Raw genomic sequence first — 18,364 nt, forward strand, 5'->3', positions numbered from 1 at the left:
GTCAGACCTTCTCCTGTTCGCCACTTATGTCAAGCCAGTCGGGCGTCGACCGTTTGTCGGCGGTATGGATCCAGAGCCGCCCCTCCCGGGCGCGGACGGCATGCCAGGGAAGGGGACGGTTTGCCGGGCCGGACCAGACCTCGCCCAGCGGACCGAACTGGCTGCCGTGGCAGGGGCAGAAAAAGCCCTGATCGACGGCGTTGACCAGGCAGCCGAGGTGGGTGCACTCCAGGCTGAGTGCCGCCAGCCGCTCCCCCCGGCGGATGAGGGCCACCTTCTTTTCCGGGAAGGGGACAGCCCCGTCGGCCGGCAGAAGATCGAGGGGGGCGAGGTCCGTCCAGTGGGCGGCGGAGAAGCGCCCGGCAGAGAGCCAGACGTCGAGCAGGAAGACGCCCAGGGCGGCGAAAGTGGTCCCGACCGTTCCGTAGAGGAAAGTCCTGCCCAGCCACTGCCGTCGGTCCATCGTCTTCCGATCCGTCATTACCTGCTCTCCGAAAATGTGCGCACCTTCTCCACCATTGCCCACAACTCCTCGCCGTTCAATCGGTTGCGGAAGGCCGGCATGGCCGTACCGGGGATGCCGTCGGCAATGGACCGGGCGATCCGCTCGTCGTCCTGGGGGGCGAAATAGGGGCGATTGGTCAGGTTGCGCGGCCGTGGCAGGTACTTCAGATGCTCAGGCCCCGTACCGGTGCCGGCGACGCCGTGGCAGCTCTGGCAGAGCTTGTCGAAGAGCGTATCCTCTGCCCGTACCGCCGGACGGGCGGGCAGCGGCGGCAGTTCTGCCTTGTCTTGGCGCGGTACGCCGATGAAGGCGCCGAAGAGGAGGTCGAGGAGGCGCTCGCGGCTCTCCCGGTCCAGGAGGCGGCCGTAGGGGGGCATGGAGGTGCCGGGAATACCCTTCTCGAGGCTTCCGGCGAGGCGTTCGTCTGCGACGCGGCGGAAAAATCCGGCGTTGCCTGCAAAAGCCCGTGGGAAGGCGGCCAGATTCGGCTGGATCGGCCCGAAGCCATCGCCGGCGGCGGCATGGCAGCGCTGGCAGAGGGCCATGTAGAGGTGCTTGGCGGCGGGGTCTGCCGCTGCGCCATGGCCGTCGTGGCCGGCTTCTTCCGCTACGGCTTGGCCATGAAGGGAGACCGGACCGACCGCCTCGGTTGTCAGCAGCCGCAGCATCTGAGTTCGTTCTTCATCGCTCAGGGAGATCGTCGGCATGACGGCGCCGGGGATGAGCCGGCCCGGGTTGGCGAGGAACTCCCCGAGAAAGTCGGCACTGCGCAGGTCGCCGATGTAGGTCAAATCCGGCGCTATTCGACCGTCCTCCTCGCCGAACCGATGGCAGGCCAGGCACTTTTTCCCTCGCAGGATGCCTGCTCCGGCTTCTGCCGGCAGCGCCGGCAGGGAGATCCGGCCGGCCTGCACCTGCATCGGGGTGGCGTAGTAGGGGTCCCTGACCCGGCTCTTGAGAAAATAGGCAAGCTGCGCGACCTGGGCGCTGGAAAGGGGAAAACGCGGCATGATCGAATTTTTCGGATCCTTCTTCGGCTCGCGAATCGCCACCTCGATCTGCGCCAGTCCCAAGTGGGAACCGATGGTGCTCAAGTCAGGGCCGAAGCGCCCTCCACGTCCCAGGCCGGCCACGTGATGACAGGTGTCGCAGGCCTTCTCCAGAAAGAGGCGGTATCCGCTCCAGGCGCGCTCTGCCCCGGGGAGCGGTCCCGGTTCATGACAGCGGAAGCAGCTGGCCTGCATCTCCTTCCCCTTCAAAACAGTGCGCGCCCCCAGACCGGGGAGGCCGTGGGAGATCGTTTCGTCCAAGGCCATCCCTTCGCCGAGGTGGCAGCCGGTGCAGCCGAGCCTCTCCGGCGAGTGGGGGGCGATGTCCGGATGTCCCTGGTGGGTGTGTTCGCCGGCGGTGATCGGCCTTCCGCCCCCGGGGTGGCAGGTGGTGCAGTGCTCCCGTTGCGGTCGCCCCCCCAGGTTGACGGTGATGTCGGAAATCAGACCGTGGTGATGGTGACGGCCACGCTGCCAGCCGACGAAAAGCACCGTCAGGGCACAGAGGCAGGCGAGCAGAGCCGCGAACATAAGCAGGCGGTCGATCCAGAAGGGCGGTTTTTTTGGTCCGTTGTTCATGCTATTGGGCTCCGAAGCGGTCACTGAACAACATTCACGTGCCGTGCCAAGGGATGCGCAGTCAAGTTTAGCCATTGTTAAGGGGATTGGCCAGCCGGGTTGGCCTGCGGGGGAGTGGAAATAACCCTTTTAAGGCGGAGCTGTCCGTTGCCCCCAAGCCAGAGGGTGGCTGATAATCCTCTTTGGCATAAGGCTTGAACAGATCTAACTTACGGATGGTAAAAAAATTTTCGGGGAAGGAGGTGAAACGGATGAAACGTATTCTGTCCATGTTGGTAGCAATGGTGATCGCTTTGTCGCTCGCTGCCTGTGCAACGACGCCGTCGCACAAGCACTCTTACAAGCAAATCAAGTGCCCCGCCTGTGGTTACCAGTTCGACACGCCGGCTACAAACTAGGGTTGTTGCAGACAAATGGTTTCATACGCGAGGGCAGCCAAGAGGCGCCCTCGCGTATTGCTTGGCGGCAAGCCAAAGGCCTGGGGTCTGTGGGGCCTTTAGCGCCCCACTATCAACGTTTGGCCCCGGACCAATTGAAGAATATTCTACATTCGCCACAAGAATATTCTCCATGTTCTCCCTCTTTCCCAAGGCAACCAATCGCAGGTCCCGATTTCTACGGCCTTTTATGTTTGGGCACGATCCGTGAAATAAACAGTGACATGCTGGTGTTTGATCGGGACCTGCATTATACTTTGCAATCCGGCAATTATGTTTTTATTTTTATATGTTAGGAGCAATACCATGAAAAGAGCGGCGAAAACCGCACTCCTCTGTATCGCCCTCTCCCTGGTCCTTCTGGGACCGGCAACGAAGGGGGCGGCCGAGGCAACTGTCGGGATGACCCTTGACGCGCTGGTCGAAGCGGCCATTGAGAAGAATCCCGAACTCCAGGCGGCCGAGATGCGGTGGCAGATGTTCGAACGCAAGGTGACTCCGGCGCAGACCCTCGACGATCCGCGGCTGGGATTTTCCTTCTCCAACTATCCCATTGACAGCCTCCAGGCGGACGAGACGCCGATGACGGGAAAGGAGATCCAGCTCTCCCAGATGTTCCCCTTTCCGGGGAAACTCGGAGCCAAGGGAGAAATGGCCGAGCAGCAGGCGCTCTGGTACAAGGGGGCATGGGAGGACGGCAAACTTCAGCTCGCGCAGAAAGTCAAGGACGCCTGGTATCGCCTGTACTATCAGGACAAGGCGATCGCCATCACTCAACAGAATATCGACATCCTCGACGATTTCATCCGGCTGACCGAGACGAAGTACGAGGTGGGAACCGGCCTCCAGCAAGACGTGCTCAAGGCCCAGGTCGAGCGCTCCAAGCTGATGGACCGGCTCTTCACCCTGCGCCAGCAGCGCTTCACCGTGCTGGCCGACATCAATACGCTCCTGTCCCGTCCCTCCACGTCGCCCACGAACCCGGCCGAAGCGTTGGATATGACGCCGGTGGAGCCAAGCCTTGAGGCATTGCAGGAACTCTCCCAGCAGAAGCGGCCCCTCTACGTCTCCTACCAGTCTCTGATCGACCGCTTCGAGAGCCAGCGCAAGTTGGCTCGACTCGACTACTACCCCGATTTCAACGTCTGGGCCGGTTATCGCCTCCGCGAGGAGGTCGATGGCGACCCGGCCAAGGGGACCGACTTCGTCAGTGCCGGGGTGAGTATCAACCTGCCGATCTGGCGGCAGAAGCGCTCCGAGACGGTCGCCGAGGCCGAATTGGGCATCCGCATGGCCCGGCGGCAGTACGACGATTTCCGCAACCGGGTCCATTTCACCCTCAGCGACGCCTACGCCCAGATGGAAAAGAACCGGGATCTGGTCGCCCTCTTCAAGACCGGCATCATCCCACAGGCGCGGCAGACCTTCGAGGCGAGCCTGGCCGCCTACCAGGTCGGCGACGTCGATTTTCTGAACCTGCTCGACAGCCTGCTGACCCTCTATCGCTACGAAATCGACTACCACCGGGTGCTGGCCGACTACCAGCGCAACGTGGCCCAACTCGAAGCGGCGGCAGGCGTCTCCTTCGCAAGCCGCCCCGAAACCCCTTCCCGATAACCTCGATCCAGGAATAAATTCATGATGCGACCCAGAAGGCTTTTTCTGATTGTTACCTTGAGTGTATTATTGACCCTCTCCGGCGTGGGCTGGTATGCCGTGCAGTGCGCGGGGCAGATGGGATGGCTCCCCTTCAGCGGACCGTCCCCCGCCCACGCCGAAAAGCAGAAATACACCTGCGGCATGCACCCCTTCATCATCCAGGACGAACCCGGCACCTGTCCCATCTGCGGCATGACCCTGACGCCGCTCAAGGCCGGAACGGGAGACGCCGGGCCGGCGGAAAAGCCGAAGGGTGAGCGGAAGATCAAGTACTGGCAGGCGCCGATGGACCCGACCTACATCCGCGACGAGCCGGGCAAATCTCCCATGGGGATGGACCTGGTGCCGGTCTACGAGGACGAGGCTCCGGCTGGAGCGGTGATCTCCATCGATCCGGTCACCTCCCAGAACATGGGGGTGCGCACCGCCCTCGTGGAGCGGCGCACCCTGCATAGGACCATTCGCACCGTCGGTCTGGTCGGCTATGACGAACCGCGGGTCTATTCGGTCAACGCCAAGGTTGAAGGCTGGATCGAGCGCCTCCATGTCGACGAGACCGGGCAGGTGGTGAAGAAGGGGCAGCCGCTGCTGGAGATCTACAGTCCCAAGTTGGTCTCCGCCCAGGAAGAGTACCTGCTCGCCCTGCGCAACCGGGCAACGCTCAAGGAGAGCGCCTTTCCCCAGATTGCCCAAGGGGCCGAGCGCCTGCTGGAATCAAGCCGCAAGCGGCTGCAATACTATGACATCAGCGACCGGCAGATCGCCGAACTGGAAAAGACCGGCAACGTGCGCAAAACCCTGACCCTGTACGCCCCCTTCAAAGGAATCGTCACCATGAAGATGGCTTTCGAGGGACAGTTCATCAAGGCCGGCCTGGAGCTGTTCAAGATCGGCGACATCTCCAACGTCTGGGTCTACGCCGACATCTACGAATACGAGCTCCCCTGGGTCAAGGTCGGCCAGGAGGCCGAGGTCCGGCTCCCCTTTGCCGGCGGCAAGACCATCACGGCGAAGATCGATTACCTCTATCCCTACGTCGAGCCCAAGACCCGGACCGTCAAGGCCCGGCTAAAATTCGCCAACCCGGATTTCGAACTCAAGCCGGACATGTACGTAAATGTGCGTATCAAGGGGAGTGAGGTCCGGGGCGTGTTGTCCGTTCCTGCCGAGGCGGTGATCAACTCCGGCGAGAAACGGATCGCTTTCGTGGCCCTTGGTGAGGGCAAGTTCGAACCCCGCAAGCTCAAGATCGGACTGCAGGACGAGGAAGGGTACCTGCAGATCGCGCAGGGTCTGCTCGAAGGCGAGAGGGTGGTGACCAGCGCCCAGTTCATGCTCGACTCCGAGAGCAAGCTGCGCGAGGTGATCCAGAAGATGCTGGAGCCTAAGAAGGAACCCAGTGCTGAGCCTGCCGGCGAGGCTGATCTTGAAGAGCTCTTTTAGTCGGCCGGCCTGATCCGACCTATCGATCGATCAGGCTGGTCGGTCGGATCGGTCCGCCATCGGCTTGCTCAACAATCAACACTAGCGACCGGGATTTCCAATGCTTGAAAAAATAATAGAATGGTCGATTCGCAACAAATTCATGGTGGTCCTCATCACGGTCTTCATGATCGTGGCGGGGGTCTACGCCCTGCGCAACACCCCTCTGGACGCCATCCCCGACCTCTCGGACGTGCAGGTCATCGTCTTCACCGAGTATCCCGGCCAGGCGCCGCAGGTGGTGGAGGACCAGGTCACCTATCCGCTGACCACGCAGATGCTGGCTGTCCCCTACGCCAAGGTGGTGCGCGGCTACTCCTTCTTCGGTTTCTCCTTCGTCTACATCATCTTCGAGGACGGCACCGATCTCTACTGGGCCCGCTCCCGTGTCCTCGAATACCTCAACTATGCGGCCGGCAAGCTCCCCAAGGGGGTGACACCGGCCCTGGGCCCGGACGCCACGGGGGTGGGCTGGGTCTACGAGTACGTGCTCGAAAGCGACAAGCACGATCTGCAACAGCTGCGTTCCCTTCAAGACTGGTTCCTGCGCTACGAGCTGACGGCGGTCGACGGCGTCTCCGAGGTCGCCTCCATCGGCGGCTACGTCAAGCAGTACCAGGTGGCCGTCGACCCGGACCGGTTGCTTGCCTACCACATCACCATCCCCCAGATCCGCCAGGCCATCCAGCGCAGCAACAACGACGTCGGCGGCCGGCTCGTCGAGATGGCCGAGACCGAGTTCATGGTCCGCGGCCTCGGTTACATCAAATCCCTTAAGGACCTGGAGCAGGTGGTGGTCGGCACAGACATGCGCGGCACGCCGGTCCTGCTGCGGGATCTGGCCGAGATCCGGCTCGGACCCGAACTGCGCCGCGGCCTGGCCGAGCTCGACGGGGAAGGGGAGGCGGTCGGCGGCGTCGTCATCATGCGCTTCGGCGAGAACGCCCTGAAGACGATCGAGAACGTCAAGAAAAAACTGGAGGAGCTGCAAGCCGGCCTCCCCGAAGGGGTGACGATCAAGGCCGTTTACGACCGTTCGGGGTTGATCGAGCGGGCCGTCGACACCCTGAAGGAGAAGCTCCTCGAGGAGAGCATCGTCGTGGCGGTGGTCACCGCCCTCTTCCTCTTCCACCTGCCGAGCGCCTTCGTCGCCATATTCACCCTGCCGGTGGCGATCCTGATGGCCTTCGGCATCATGTACGCCCAGGGGATCAACGCCAACATCATGAGCCTCGGCGGGATCGCAATCGCCATCGGGGCGATGATCGATGCGGCGATCATCATGATCGAGAACGCCCACAAGCACCTGGAGCGCGACCAGGGGAAAAAACCGCACTGGGAGATCATCCTCGCCTCGGCCAAGGAGGTCGGTCCGACCCTCTTCTTTTCGCTGCTGGTGATCACCGTCTCCTTCGTTCCGGTCTTCACTCTGCAGGAACAATCCGGGCGCATGTTCAAGCCCCTCGCCTTCACCAAGACCTACGCCATGGGGGCGGCGGCGCTGTTGTCGGTCACCCTCGTGCCGATTCTGATGGGTTGGTTCATCCGCGGCAAGATCCCCAGGGAAGACGCCAACCCGGTCAACCGGTTCCTGATCCGCGTCTACCACCCGGTGGTCGATTTCGTCCTGAAGTGGCGCAAAAGCGTCCTGTTGGTGGCTCTGGTGCTGATGCTCTCCATCGCCTGGCCGCTGTCGAAGATGGGAAGCGAGTTCATGCCGCCCCTCTACGAAGGGGACCTCCTCTATATGCCGACCACCCTCCCCGGGATCTCCATCACCAAGGCGAAGGAGGTGCTGCAGCAGACCGACCGGATCATCCGCCAGTTCCCGGAGGTGCACCACGTGTTCGGCAAGATCGGACGGGCCGAGACGGCCACCGACCCTGCGCCGCTCTCGATGATCGAGACGACGATCATGCTCAAACCGGAAGAAGAGTGGCGCAAGGTCCCCGCATCCCGCTTCTACTCCGGCTGGCCGGACTGGACCGAATGGGTGAAAAAGCCGCTGCGCTGGGTCTGGTCGGAGGAGAAGACGATCACGGTGGATCAGCTCACCGAGGAGATGAACAACGCCATCCAGTTTCCCGGACTCACCAACGCCTGGACCATGCCGATCAAGACCCGCATCGACATGCTCTCCACCGGCATCAAGACGCCGGTTGGTATCAAGGTCATGGGTCCGGACCTGCAGACCCTCTCCGATCTCGGCGAGGAGATCGAAGCCCTGGTGCGCACGATCCCCGGCACGCTCTCCGCCTATTCGGAACGCGTGGTCGGCGGCAACTACCTCGATTTCGTCATCGACCGCGCCGAGGCGGCCCGCTACGGCCTGACCGTCGGCGATGTGCAGGACATCATCCAGAGCGCCATCGGCGGCATGAACGTCACCCAGACCGTCGAGGGGCTGGAGCGCTATCCGGTCAACGTCCGCTACCAGCGCGACTATCGCAATGACCTGCCGGCCCTCAAGCGGGTCCTGATTCCCCTCAAGGACGGCAGTCACATCCCGATCTCCCAGGTCGCCGACATCGAAATCAAGAAGGGGCCGCCGTCGATCAAGAGCGAGAACGCCCGGCGCACCGCCTGGATCTACGTCGACCTGCGGGGGATCGACGTCGGCACCTACGTGAAGAACGCCCAGCGGGCGGTGGCCGAGAAGATCAAACTCCCGGCCGGTTACAGCATCGTCTGGAGCGGTCAGTTCGAGTACATGGAGAAGGCCAGGGAGCGGTTCATGCTCGTCATCCCGCTGACCGTCCTGATCATCTTCGTCATCATCTACATCAGCACCAAAAGCCTGGTAAAGACGGGGATCGTCTTCCTGGCCGTGCCGTTCTCCCTGGTCGGGGCCTTCTGGTTCATGTACGCCCTCGACTACAATACCTCGGTGGCCGTCTGGGTCGGGGTGATCGCGCTGGCCGGCCTCGACGCCGAGACAGGGGTGGTCATGCTCCTCTACCTCGACCTGGCGCACAAGCTCTGGGGGGATAACGGCCGTATGCTGAACCGCGGCGACCTCAGGCAGGCGATCCACCACGGCGCCGTCAAACGTATCCGGCCCAAGGTCATGACCATCGGCGTCATTATCGCCGGCCTGCTGCCGATCATGTGGAGCCATGGCGCCGGGGCGGACGTGATGAAAAGGATCGCCGCGCCGATGGTCGGCGGGGTTGTCACCTCCGGGGTCATGGAGCTGATGGTCTACCCCGTCATCTTCTACCTCTGGCGGGGCCGGAAACTGGATAAGGCCCTGGCGCCCACTTCCGAGGAGGAGATCGAGGAAGGGTAGGTCCATGAGGCGGGCCACCAGGCGTCATAAAATTAACTCGGCGGCAATGCCGCCCCAACACAAGTCAAGGAGATAAAAGATGAAAAAGGTGAATGCACTTCTGGCCGCACTCTTTCTGCTGAGCCTTCCACTGGCCGCCGGCGCCATGGAGGGAATGAAACACGACAAGATGGAGAAGATGGAGCACGGCTCCATGGAGGGGATGAAGCACGAAGGCATGAAGATGGAAGGCATGATCATGCTCGGCGAAGGGACCGAGGAAGGGGTCAAGGCGATGGCCCACCTCAACGACGTCAAGGAAGCCATGGCCAAGATGGGAATGAAGGAGACCCACCACTTCATGGTCGCCTTCGTCGATGCCGCCGGAAAACCGGTCACCGAGGGGACCGTTGCGGTCAAGATCAAGAACCCCGCCGGCAAGGAAGGTAAGGCCATCAAGCTGATGGGGATGGAGGGGCACTTTGGCGCCGACATCGTGCTGCCGGAGAAGGGCGAATACCACTTCAAGGTGGGGACCAAACTCGCCGATGGTCAAAAACGCGAATATCATTTCCACCACACGGTGGAATAAGGCGAGGCATGAGGGCCGCGGGTGACCGCGGCCCTTGGCACTCCCGGATCACGGGAAGATAGCGACGACCCGATAAGGAGACCGAAGCCTTGCGGACGTTGAGGCATAACGAAAGATCTTTGAAGCTCGAAACCTGCCGGAGGTAAAAACCATGACGGAGATCGGGGATTTTTCTGAAAAAATCGCAGGACGGCTGACCAGGCAACGGGTGGAGAACATCCAGAAGAAGGGCAGTCTAAACGAGGAAATGCAGGAACTGATCAAACAGCGGGAGGCTTTCCGGGTAGAGGCCCGCCGGGTGCTGACATCGGTCGTCCTTCCCCGGATCAGGGCGGTGGCTCACCATTTCAACAATGCCGTCGTCGAGGAGTCTTTGGGCGAGGATTTCAGGTGCGCCTGCCACTTCGGCCACACGGCGCGGTTCCCGGCCACGGTGACTCTTACCGTATCCATCATGCCCGGAGATCGTTATGAGAACCTGGTGCTTCATCATACCCTCGAAATCCTTCCCGAGTTCATCGATTACGAGCGGCACTGTGACCACCGGATTTCGCCGGGCTCCCGGTCGGACGATACGGCCGGGCGGTGGGTCGAAGAGAAGATGCTCCGGTTCCTTGACACGTACCTCCAACTGGAGACCCACCCCATCTACCAGAAGGAAAACCTGGTAACCGACCCGGTGTGCGGCATGCGCCTGCCGCTGGCCGAAGCAGCCGGCAGCATCCAGCGCGAGGGGCGTGAAATCTTTTTCTGCTCCCAGGCCTGCCGGGACACCTATCTGAAGGAAGGCTAGTTACGGTTCCTCGATGAACATGGCCGTGGTCATTTATCCCGAAAAATACCTCTTTCATCCGGGAAGGAATGGCCATGTTCAACCATGTCATTGCAATTCGACTCGAAAAGAAAAGAACCTCTGAACGGACTTCATTGTTTTCGCAGGTGGGCAACCCTTGTTCTCCTTGCAGGCCTTCTCGGGAGGGCCGTCAGCGGCTGTGTCTCCTTGCAGGAAACCGGTGGGTACGGCGGCGCCGCAGGCCACCACGCCCATTGATCCTCGCCGGTCGCGCTGCTCCTTGGGCAACTAAATACTGCCTGCTCCATTTAATCAACTGTCTCTGCAGTCTTAAGCCGATAACGAGGCAGCGGAAGAAGGTCGTGCCTTTGGCCGAAGGACTGGTGAGGGACGGCAAGCAGGGCCTGATTCGGATAGGTAATGGAAAGAGGAAATCTCAATGAAGGTGCGTGACAGCGGCATGCCGGAAGAGGACTACTGGGAGAGCCTCTTTGATATCCCTCTCATCCTGAACAGCTTCGCCATCGGGACCGACACCGGCGACGTGGTCGAGTTCGGCTGCGGCTATGGTACCTTTACCGTTCCCGTGGCGCGCAGGATCAGCGGCCTCCTCCACGCCCTTGACATCGAACCGGCCATGGTCCAAAAGGTGGCCGAAAGGTGCCGCCACGAAGGACTCTCCAATGTCCGGGCCGAGGTGCGCGACGTGATCGAACAGGGGACGGGCCTGCGGGACGGCTCGATGGACCTGGCTCTGCTCTTCAACATCCTGCACCATGACCAGCCGTTGGTCCTGCTTCGGGAGGCGTTCAGGGTGCTCAAACCGAGTGGACGCCTGGCCGTCATCCACTGGATCCACGATCCTGCCACCCCGCGTGGACCCGACCTGAACATTCGGCCCAGACCCGAGCAGTGCATCGCTTGGGGAAAGGAAGCAGGATTCCTATTCCTGCCTCCCGAACGGTTCGACCTGAAGCCGTACCACTTCGGGCTGCTCTTCCGCAACCCGCTTCCCTGAGGCTACGGGCATGACCGTCTCACTCTTCCCTGGCAGGGTTCCTGATCTCTGAACCCGCATGGGATATTCAGAAAGGGGGTCCAAACATGAAAATTCGCTCAGTTTCAACAGCGCTTCTTCTGGCATTGGTTTTCGTCCCTCCCGTCTCCGGAGCATGGGAGGATGCCCTGAAGGGCCTGAAGGAAAATGCGCTGAAGGGGGATGGCCGGGCCGAGGAAGTTCTGGCGGAAATGTACCTGGAAGGCGATGGCGTCCCCCAGGATGCCCGTGAGGCCCGCTCCTGGGCCGAAATGGCTGCGGCGCAGGGACGGCCGAGGTCTCAGAACATCCTGGCAAAACTTTATGCCGCCGGAGAAGGCGGACGCGCCGACCTGACCGAGGCGGCGCGCTGGTGGACTCTGGCTGCAGAGCAGGGACATGTCGAGTCCCAATACCATCTCGGCCTTCGGTATGCCAGGGGCGAAGGAGTGGAGGCGGATCCCCGAAAGGCTCGGCAGTGGCTGGAGAAAGCCGCCGAGCATGGCGCGCCCGCCGCCCAGTATGTACTGGGCGTCATGTTCGAATTCGGGACCGGCATCGAAGCCGATCTGCCGGAAGCGGTCCGCTGGTATGAAGAGGCTGCTCGGGCAGGGCTGGCGATAGCCCAGGAAAGCCTGGGCGCTATGTACGCCCGGGGAAAAGGGGTGCCGCGTGATCCGGTGAAGGCGTACTTCTGGACCCGGTTGGCAGCGGATCAAGACCGGACGCATGCGAAAAGCCGGCTTCAGGAGTTGAGCGCGACGATGACGAAGAGCCAGAAGGAGGAAGCAAGAGCAGAGGTGGAGAATTGGCGGGCGTGCCGCCAGGAGTCGTCCGCCGTCTGCAGCATAGAATGGGGCGCCCGATGAGAGCGCCCGCAGAGCGTCCGCAAAAGGAAATTTCGCCATGACCACAAAAATCCGGATCCTCCTGCTCCTTCTGGCCGTTGCCTTTTTCGGCGCAACCGCCTGCCAGAAAGAATCTTCTGTCGCCACACAAGGCACGATCAAGGCCAATCAGGCGTATCTCAACCACTTCGGAGAGCCGCCGGTCCCCGAGAAGGGGGAATGTTTCGCCCGTGTCGGCTTCTACCCCCTTAAAGGTTCCACCGGGAAGGTGGCGGCCATGCCCTTCTTCCTGTTCAGGCAGGAGGACCAGCTCCCGCTGCTGCTGGAACGACTGGCGGGAAACGAGGCCGGTTACCTTTCCCGAAACCAGCTGTTCAACCCCTTCCCCCCTGGGAGTTCGGTCCGCCTGGTATCCCAGACCGGCGGGACGGTGGATCTGGATATTTCTCTAAAGGAATCTCCATCGGCGGAGAGCGTTGCCGCCATGGCGGCGTCCCTGACCGAAACGGCCACTCAGTTTGAAGGGATCGAGAGGGTGCGGATTGCCGTCAACGGCGCTTCGCTCCCGGGGATGCCCGAAGGTGGATTCGCTCATGACGCCGGGCGGGTCGAATCGCCGGGTCTCCCGACGCTGCTTCTGGTGGTCGGCGCCTGGGAAAAAGGCGCGCAGGATCCGGAGGAGATCCTGGCCGATTTCGACCGGCCGGTGAAAATCGAAAGCTTCAGTCTGATGGACGCCTCCGGGCAGAAGATACGGGGTGACTACTTCACCTCCGCCTTCGACATGGCCGTGATCATCCATCCCGAAAATCCCTCTGCCATCCGGAAAGGGATGACGCTGCGCGCCGAATGGCGGGTGGTGGATCGCCTGGGGCGCAAGGGAGAGGGGGCAGGGAATTTTACCCTGGAACGGCACGACCATGCCGAAGGATTCTGAAATGCCTCTGCCGAAGCCCGCAGGGACCGGATGGCAAAAATGCCTGATAGTTCTGCTGGGTCTTATCCTGGTGAGCGTCCTGCATTTCCTGACCCGCACCGGCGACCCGGCTCTGCATGTCTAGCACATTTTTTTTCCGCAAGCTCTACTTCCTCCCCATCGTTGCCGGAGCCGTATGGTTCGGGTTTCGGGGGGCCTTGACCTCGGCAGTCTTCGCCATCGGCTTTTATGCCCTGTACCTGCTGTTCGACTGGCCCCGATTTCACGTAGAGCGGATGAACCAGATCGGGGAGATGGCGAGTTTCCTGGTGATCGCCGGGGTGGGCGGCGCCCTGGTGGAACTGGAACGCCGGACCAAGGCCAGGGGAGAGGCCATGCGGCGGAACGCCGAACGGGACAGAATCGCCACAACGGTGGCTTCACTCAGCGAGACCCTGGGGGCGCGAGATCCCGCTACACGGGATCATTCTCGGCGCGTTGCGGAATTGGCCAGCGGCTTTGCCCGTTTTCTGGACCTCTCTCAGGAGGAGATCCGGGACCTCTACCTGGCGGGGATCCTCCACGATATCTGCAAAATCGGCATCCGTGATGATGTGCTGCTCAAACCATCGGCCCTCAACCCCGAGGAACTGAAAAAAGTTATGGAACATCCCCGGATCGCCGAAAAAATTCTGGCTCCCGTCGGCTTCTCGACGGTGATCAGCTATGTCGGGGTCCACCATGAAAATTGGGACGGCTCAGGGTATCCCGAGGGACTATACGGGGAAGCCATCCCGCTGCCCGGACGTATTCTGGCGATCGCCGACACCTATGATACCCTGCGCTACAATCGTCCCTATCACCAGGGACTCGCGCAGAACGGGCGTATCATGGAAATCATGTGGGGAATGGCCGGGATCAAGCTGGATGGAGAGGTGCTGAAACGGTTCTGGGAATTTATGGACAGGACATACCCTTTGGAGAAAAGCTGATTTGCCTGCGCCCGCAGAGGCGCCTGGGAAATCCGGGATTGCCGCTGCTCTCGCCCAACGAAAGCCGTCGAGCATCGGCTGCAAGATAATCTGCAGGATAGTCTGCAGTCCGTGTGGAAAAGTCGACAAAAGAGGCCCCGCAGTGGCCAGGAACTCAGTTCAAAGGGCTCGATTACACGCTTCTTAGCTGTTGGCATCATCCGTGCTCTGTAAAAAGGAACCCCAATCAAGAAAGGAGATTCTGCAATGAAAGATTTAACTATGGTTACCTGGATTAAGAGGGGACTCTTTGTCAAGTCCTCCCTCTTAGCCCTGCTGCTTTTCGGAATAGTCGCACTGAATCCGGCGACGCATTTTGCTCAGGACGTGGCGCACAAAATCTGCCAGGCGGCCCACCCGCAGGATGAACCTTGCTGGCACACATGATGTTTCCATGGTCGAGGCCGGTTGTCGGTCTACTAACAGCCCACACTCATCCGGGCCATTTTCAACCACGTTTAACTCGAAAGGAAAAGAACCTCATGATCGGACGAAAACGCATTCGCAGATGGGCAACCCTTGTTCTCCTTGCAGGTCTTCTCGGGGCGGCCATCAGCGGCTGTGTTCCCCTGCAAGAAACCGGAGGGCACAGCGGCGCCGCAGGCCAGCACTCCTCCCACCACTAACCCCCCACCAGCCATCGTCACCGAAGAGGCGTCTTCTAGTCATTGAGGAAGGCGCCTTTTCTTCGGCCTCAGAACCACAGCCGCACCCCGGCTATCAAGGAAAAATCTTCGACGTCTTCTCCCTCTTCGCGGGCGAGATCGGCCGTGTCGCCGAGCTTGCGGTTCCACGTGACGCCGATGTAAGGGGCAAACTCACGGCGGATTTCGTAGCGCAGGCGGGCGCCGAGACGAACGGCGTTGAACCCCTCGCCCACCCCGAATTCCTCGACCTCCTGCAGGGCGAGTGAGGTTTCGAAGCGGGGCTGAAGGACCAGCCGCTGGGTCAGCAGCAAGTCGTATTCCGCCTCCAGATCGGCCGAAAGGTCCCCTTTTTCGCTGAGACGCAGGTTGGCGTCCACCTCGAACCACTGCGGCGCCAGACCCTGGACCCCGACCACCGCATATAAGTGATCGGGGTCCGATCCTGGGCCCCAGACCCGCTGGTAACCGGCGCCGACCAGAAGATCCCAGAACGGCGCGATGAGTCGGCCGTACTGCAGGTCGAACAGCTCGAGTTCGCCGCCGGCGCCGGCGGTCAGGACCTCGCCTTCGGTCTTGATCCACAGTCGGTGGTAATCACCGCCGACCCAGGAAATCAGATCCCACCGCAGGGCATCCTGCTCATCGCTGCCCCAGTATTCGAGCTGGTCCACCAGCACCAGGCTGTGAATCCCGGAGTCTTCAATGGGATCGGGCCACCCCGGCGGAGCGCCGCTCGGCGTGGAGGTTTCTTCCCCGAGAACGGGAAGCTCGAAAGCGAGCAGAGAGACGGCGATCAGAACGGCTCGGGCCGTGATTTTCATAAGGATTCCCCCTTCCATCAGGAGACCCGCACGACGCGGAACATGCCCATGTCCATGTGATAGAGAAGATGGCAGTGGAAGGCCCAGCGCCCCGGCGCATCCACCGCAATCAGCACCGAGAGGCGCTCGGCGGGTTTGACGCTGATGGTGTGCTTGCGCGGAATGCGCCGGCCGTGGCCGTTCTCCAGCTCCATCCACATGCCGTGCAGGTGGATCGGGTGCTCCATCATGGTGTCGTTGACCATGGTGAGTCGCAGCCGCTCGCCATAGTTGAACTTGATCGGTCCCTGAACTTCTGAGAATTTCTTGCCGTCGAAGCTCCACATGTAGCGTTCCATGTTGCCGGTAAGGTGCAGCTCCATTTCGCGGTCGGCCGGCCGCTCGTCGAAGTCGTCGGCCAGGCGGCGCAGGTCGGTGTAGACCAGCACCCGGTGGCCGACCTGCTCCAGGCCGGTTCCGGGTTCGCCGAGGCGGTCGCGCTGCACCCGGGCCACCGAGGTGTTGCCGGGTCCATGGGTATCGGGGCCGTGCCGGCCGACCTCGGGTCCGGTGCACGGCGTCATCCCGGGCACGCACGCCTGTTCACCTTCACCCATCGCCATGCCGGTCATCTGCCCCGGATGATCCCCATGATCTGCAGCGCCGGAGGGCATCTTTCCGCCGCCCATCTCCATGCCCCGCATGCTCCCCATCGCGCTCATGTCCATGCCCATGTCGACCATGGTGCGCAGCGGCCGCTCGCGCAGCCCCGGGACGGGGGCCGTCATGCCTGGGCGCGGGGCCAGGGTGCCGCGACCGAAGCCGCTGCGGTCCATTGCCTCGGCGAAGAGGGTATAGGCGCGGTCTTCCCGGGGATGGACGATTACGTCGAAGGTTTCGGCGACGGCGATCTGCAGTTCGTCCGTCTCCACCGGTTGCACGTCCTGCCCGTCCGCCTGTACCACTGTCATCGGCAGCCCCGGTATCCGCACGTTGAAATAGCTCATGGTCGCGGCGTTGATCAGCCGCAGCCGCACCCGTTCGCCGGGGGCGAACAGGCCGGTCCAGTTGTCGCCGGGGGCCAGGCCGTTGACCAGATAGGTGTAGGTGTAGCCGGTGATGTCGGCGATGTCGGTGGGGCTCATCCGCATGTTCCCCCAGGCCAGCCGCTCCTTCACCGTGAGTGCCAGGCCGTCTTCGGACATGTCGCGGAAAAAGTCCCCTACGGTTCGCTGTTGAAAGTTGTAGTAGGCGCTCAGCTTTTTGAGTTTGGCGAGAACCTTGTAAGGGTTTTCGAAGGTCCAGTCGGAGAGCATCACCACGTATTCGCGGTCGTAGCGATAGGGCTCGGGCTCGGCGGGGTCGATGATCAGCGGGCCGTAGTGGCCGAGCTGCTCCTGCAGCCCGGAATGGCTGTGATACCAGTAGGTGCCGCTCTGCCGCACCGGGAAGCGGTAGGTGAAGGTCTCTCCGGCCCGTATGCCCGGGAAGCTCACCCCCGGCACGCCGTCCATCTCGAAGGGGACGAGGATGCCGTGCCAGTGGACCGAGCTGTCCTCGCCCAGTTCGTTGTGGACGCGGATCGTGGCGTCTTCGCCCTCTCTGAGACGCAGCAGAGGTCCGGGAACGGTGCCGTTGAGGGTGATGGCGCGGCCGCGGCGGCCGCCGAACGCCAGATCCTGCCAACGCAGGAAAAGATCAATGGGCTCGCCTGGGGCGCGTGCAGCAGGCCCGGTTGCAAGACCGGCGGGCTCCCGTGCCCAGGCGGGCAGCAGGCCGTCCAGGGTCGCCAGCAGGCCGGTGGCAGAGATATAGCGGAGAAATTGCCGCCGGTTCGCCAACGAATCCAGTGGCGTCGGGAAAGAGTTCATTCTTGGCCTCCAAAAACAGTTTTCATGGTTCGCTCACGGGTTGCTTGCGGGCCCGCAGAAAAAGGCAGGTCAGCTGAGCAGCTTCGGAGGGGTTGTCTGCCGGGAAAATATAAACCGTTTTAGGAAGTTGTCAAATTCTGCGCGGCCTTCCTGGTCGGCCTTGGTCGGGGAAAAGGCATCGACAGAAGGGCAGCAAACATGATACTTTGCAGGCTTGCCAGAAAATATGTAGGGAATGGGCCGGAAAATTTCCCATCATCCCCCTTCATTTCCGCGTGGAGAATTCATGAGCGAAGTGATCAAAAAAGCCATTCAAGACCTGATCGGGATCATCAACAACAACCCGCAAATCGCCACTTCGGTTTTTCGCGCCTCCTCCTACTCGGAGCAGGGCAGTTTTGCGGTCCGCTCCCAAATCCGCGGTTTCTCGGCCGTGATGGACGAGCCGCTGGAACTCGGCGGCACCGACACAGGGCCCAACCCTGTGGAGATGCTTCTGGCGGCCCTGGGCGGCTGCCAGGAGATCGTCTACCGGGCCTATGCGGCGGTCATGGGGCTGGAGATCGAGCGCATTGAGGTGCACGCCAAGGGGTACCTGGACCTTCGGGGCCTGCTGAATCTGGCCGAGGTCCCTGCGGGTTTTTCCCGGGTCTCCTTCACCACGCGGATCGTCTCAGGCGAGCCGGAGGAGAAGATCCGGCAACTCGCAGAGATGGTGGAAAAGCATTGCCCGGTCATGGATACCCTGATGCGGGCGGTGGAGGTCAGCGGCAAGGTGGAGGTGATGCGCCCCGAAGTGCCGGCCGAGCCTCCCCACGTCGTTCTTTCAGAAATTCCGGCAGATTAACCCT

At 61.8% G+C, this 18,364-nt stretch carries 16 protein-coding genes; 12 read left to right on the plus strand and 4 right to left on the minus strand.

The annotated features are described in order from the left end of the window. Position 1: 1 nt before the first annotated feature. Both DSOUD_RS09040 and DSOUD_RS09045 read right to left on the minus strand, forming a co-directional pair. Positions 2-481, minus strand: coding sequence for a QcrA and Rieske domain-containing protein (locus tag DSOUD_RS09040; protein ID WP_053550704.1), 480 nt, complete (start codon positions 479-481; stop codon positions 2-4). Beyond that, positions 481-2,133 carry a c-type cytochrome gene (locus DSOUD_RS09045; RefSeq protein WP_053550705.1) on the minus strand — a complete coding sequence of 551 codons (1,653 nt, stop codon included), beginning with the start codon at positions 2,131-2,133 and terminating at the stop codon, positions 481-483. Before DSOUD_RS09045 ends, DSOUD_RS09040 begins: the two co-directional genes overlap by 1 nt. A 251-nt stretch (positions 2,134-2,384) precedes the next feature. Here DSOUD_RS09045 and DSOUD_RS18440 point away from each other — a divergent pair, with 251 nt between their 5' ends. From DSOUD_RS18440 to DSOUD_RS18445, 11 genes are all read left to right on the plus strand, one after another. After that, a complete protein-coding gene (locus DSOUD_RS18440) occupies positions 2,385-2,531 on the plus strand; it encodes a hypothetical protein (RefSeq protein WP_157671817.1) in 147 nt (48 codons plus the stop codon). A gap of 345 nt (positions 2,532-2,876) precedes the next feature. Then, positions 2,877-4,187 carry a TolC family protein gene (locus DSOUD_RS09050; protein ID WP_053550706.1) on the plus strand — a complete coding sequence of 437 codons (1,311 nt, stop codon included), beginning with the start codon at positions 2,877-2,879 and terminating at the stop codon, positions 4,185-4,187. A gap of 21 nt (positions 4,188-4,208) precedes the next feature. Beyond that, a complete protein-coding gene (locus DSOUD_RS09055) occupies positions 4,209-5,672 on the plus strand; it encodes an efflux RND transporter periplasmic adaptor subunit (RefSeq protein ID WP_232426424.1) in 1,464 nt (487 codons plus the stop codon). A gap of 100 nt (positions 5,673-5,772) precedes the next feature. Next, positions 5,773-9,000 carry an efflux RND transporter permease subunit gene (locus tag DSOUD_RS09060; protein WP_053550707.1) on the plus strand — a complete coding sequence of 1,076 codons (3,228 nt, stop codon included), beginning with the start codon at positions 5,773-5,775 and terminating at the stop codon, positions 8,998-9,000. Between the two features lie 79 nt (positions 9,001-9,079). Continuing rightward, positions 9,080-9,571 (plus strand): hypothetical protein, encoded by a 492-nt coding sequence (locus tag DSOUD_RS09065; protein ID WP_053550708.1) that lies wholly within the window; start codon positions 9,080-9,082, stop codon positions 9,569-9,571. 151 nt (positions 9,572-9,722) lie between these two features. Beyond that, positions 9,723-10,364, plus strand: coding sequence for a YHS domain-containing protein (locus tag DSOUD_RS09070; RefSeq protein WP_053550709.1), 642 nt, complete (start codon positions 9,723-9,725; stop codon positions 10,362-10,364). Between the two features lie 439 nt (positions 10,365-10,803). Next, positions 10,804-11,382, plus strand: coding sequence for a class I SAM-dependent methyltransferase (locus tag DSOUD_RS09075; RefSeq protein WP_053550710.1), 579 nt, complete (start codon positions 10,804-10,806; stop codon positions 11,380-11,382). Between the two features lie 86 nt (positions 11,383-11,468). Continuing rightward, positions 11,469-12,269, plus strand: coding sequence for a tetratricopeptide repeat protein (locus tag DSOUD_RS09080; protein WP_053550711.1), 801 nt, complete (start codon positions 11,469-11,471; stop codon positions 12,267-12,269). 37 nt (positions 12,270-12,306) lie between these two features. Continuing rightward, positions 12,307-13,185: a GerMN domain-containing protein gene (locus tag DSOUD_RS09085; RefSeq protein WP_053550712.1), complete on the plus strand. Its 879-nt coding sequence runs from the start codon at positions 12,307-12,309 to the stop codon at positions 13,183-13,185. A 116-nt stretch (positions 13,186-13,301) separates the two neighbouring features. Then, a complete protein-coding gene (locus DSOUD_RS09090) occupies positions 13,302-14,156 on the plus strand; it encodes an HD domain-containing phosphohydrolase (protein ID WP_053550713.1) in 855 nt (284 codons plus the stop codon). Between the two features lie 521 nt (positions 14,157-14,677). Beyond that, positions 14,678-14,821 carry a hypothetical protein gene (locus DSOUD_RS18445; RefSeq protein WP_157671818.1) on the plus strand — a complete coding sequence of 48 codons (144 nt, stop codon included), beginning with the start codon at positions 14,678-14,680 and terminating at the stop codon, positions 14,819-14,821. Between the two features lie 68 nt (positions 14,822-14,889). Here DSOUD_RS18445 and DSOUD_RS09100 read toward each other — a convergent pair whose 3' ends face one another. Together DSOUD_RS09100 and DSOUD_RS09105 are read right to left on the minus strand one after the other, a co-directional pair. Continuing rightward, positions 14,890-15,663, minus strand: coding sequence for a copper resistance protein B (locus DSOUD_RS09100; RefSeq protein ID WP_053550715.1), 774 nt, complete (start codon positions 15,661-15,663; stop codon positions 14,890-14,892). A gap of 17 nt (positions 15,664-15,680) precedes the next feature. Then, positions 15,681-17,513: a copper resistance system multicopper oxidase gene (locus tag DSOUD_RS09105; protein ID WP_053550716.1), complete on the minus strand. Its 1,833-nt coding sequence runs from the start codon at positions 17,511-17,513 to the stop codon at positions 15,681-15,683. Positions 17,514-17,799: 286 nt separating this feature from the next. Between DSOUD_RS09105 and DSOUD_RS09110 the strand changes: the two genes are divergently transcribed. Then, entirely contained in the window at positions 17,800-18,360 is a 561-nt protein-coding gene (locus DSOUD_RS09110; protein WP_053550717.1) for an OsmC family protein, read from the plus strand. Positions 18,361-18,364: the final 4 nt, after the last annotated feature.

Origin of the sequence: Desulfuromonas soudanensis, from assembly GCF_001278055.1 — a bacterium.
In the GTDB taxonomy this organism is placed as follows: Bacteria; Desulfobacterota; Desulfuromonadia; order Desulfuromonadales; family WTL; genus Deferrimonas; species Deferrimonas soudanensis.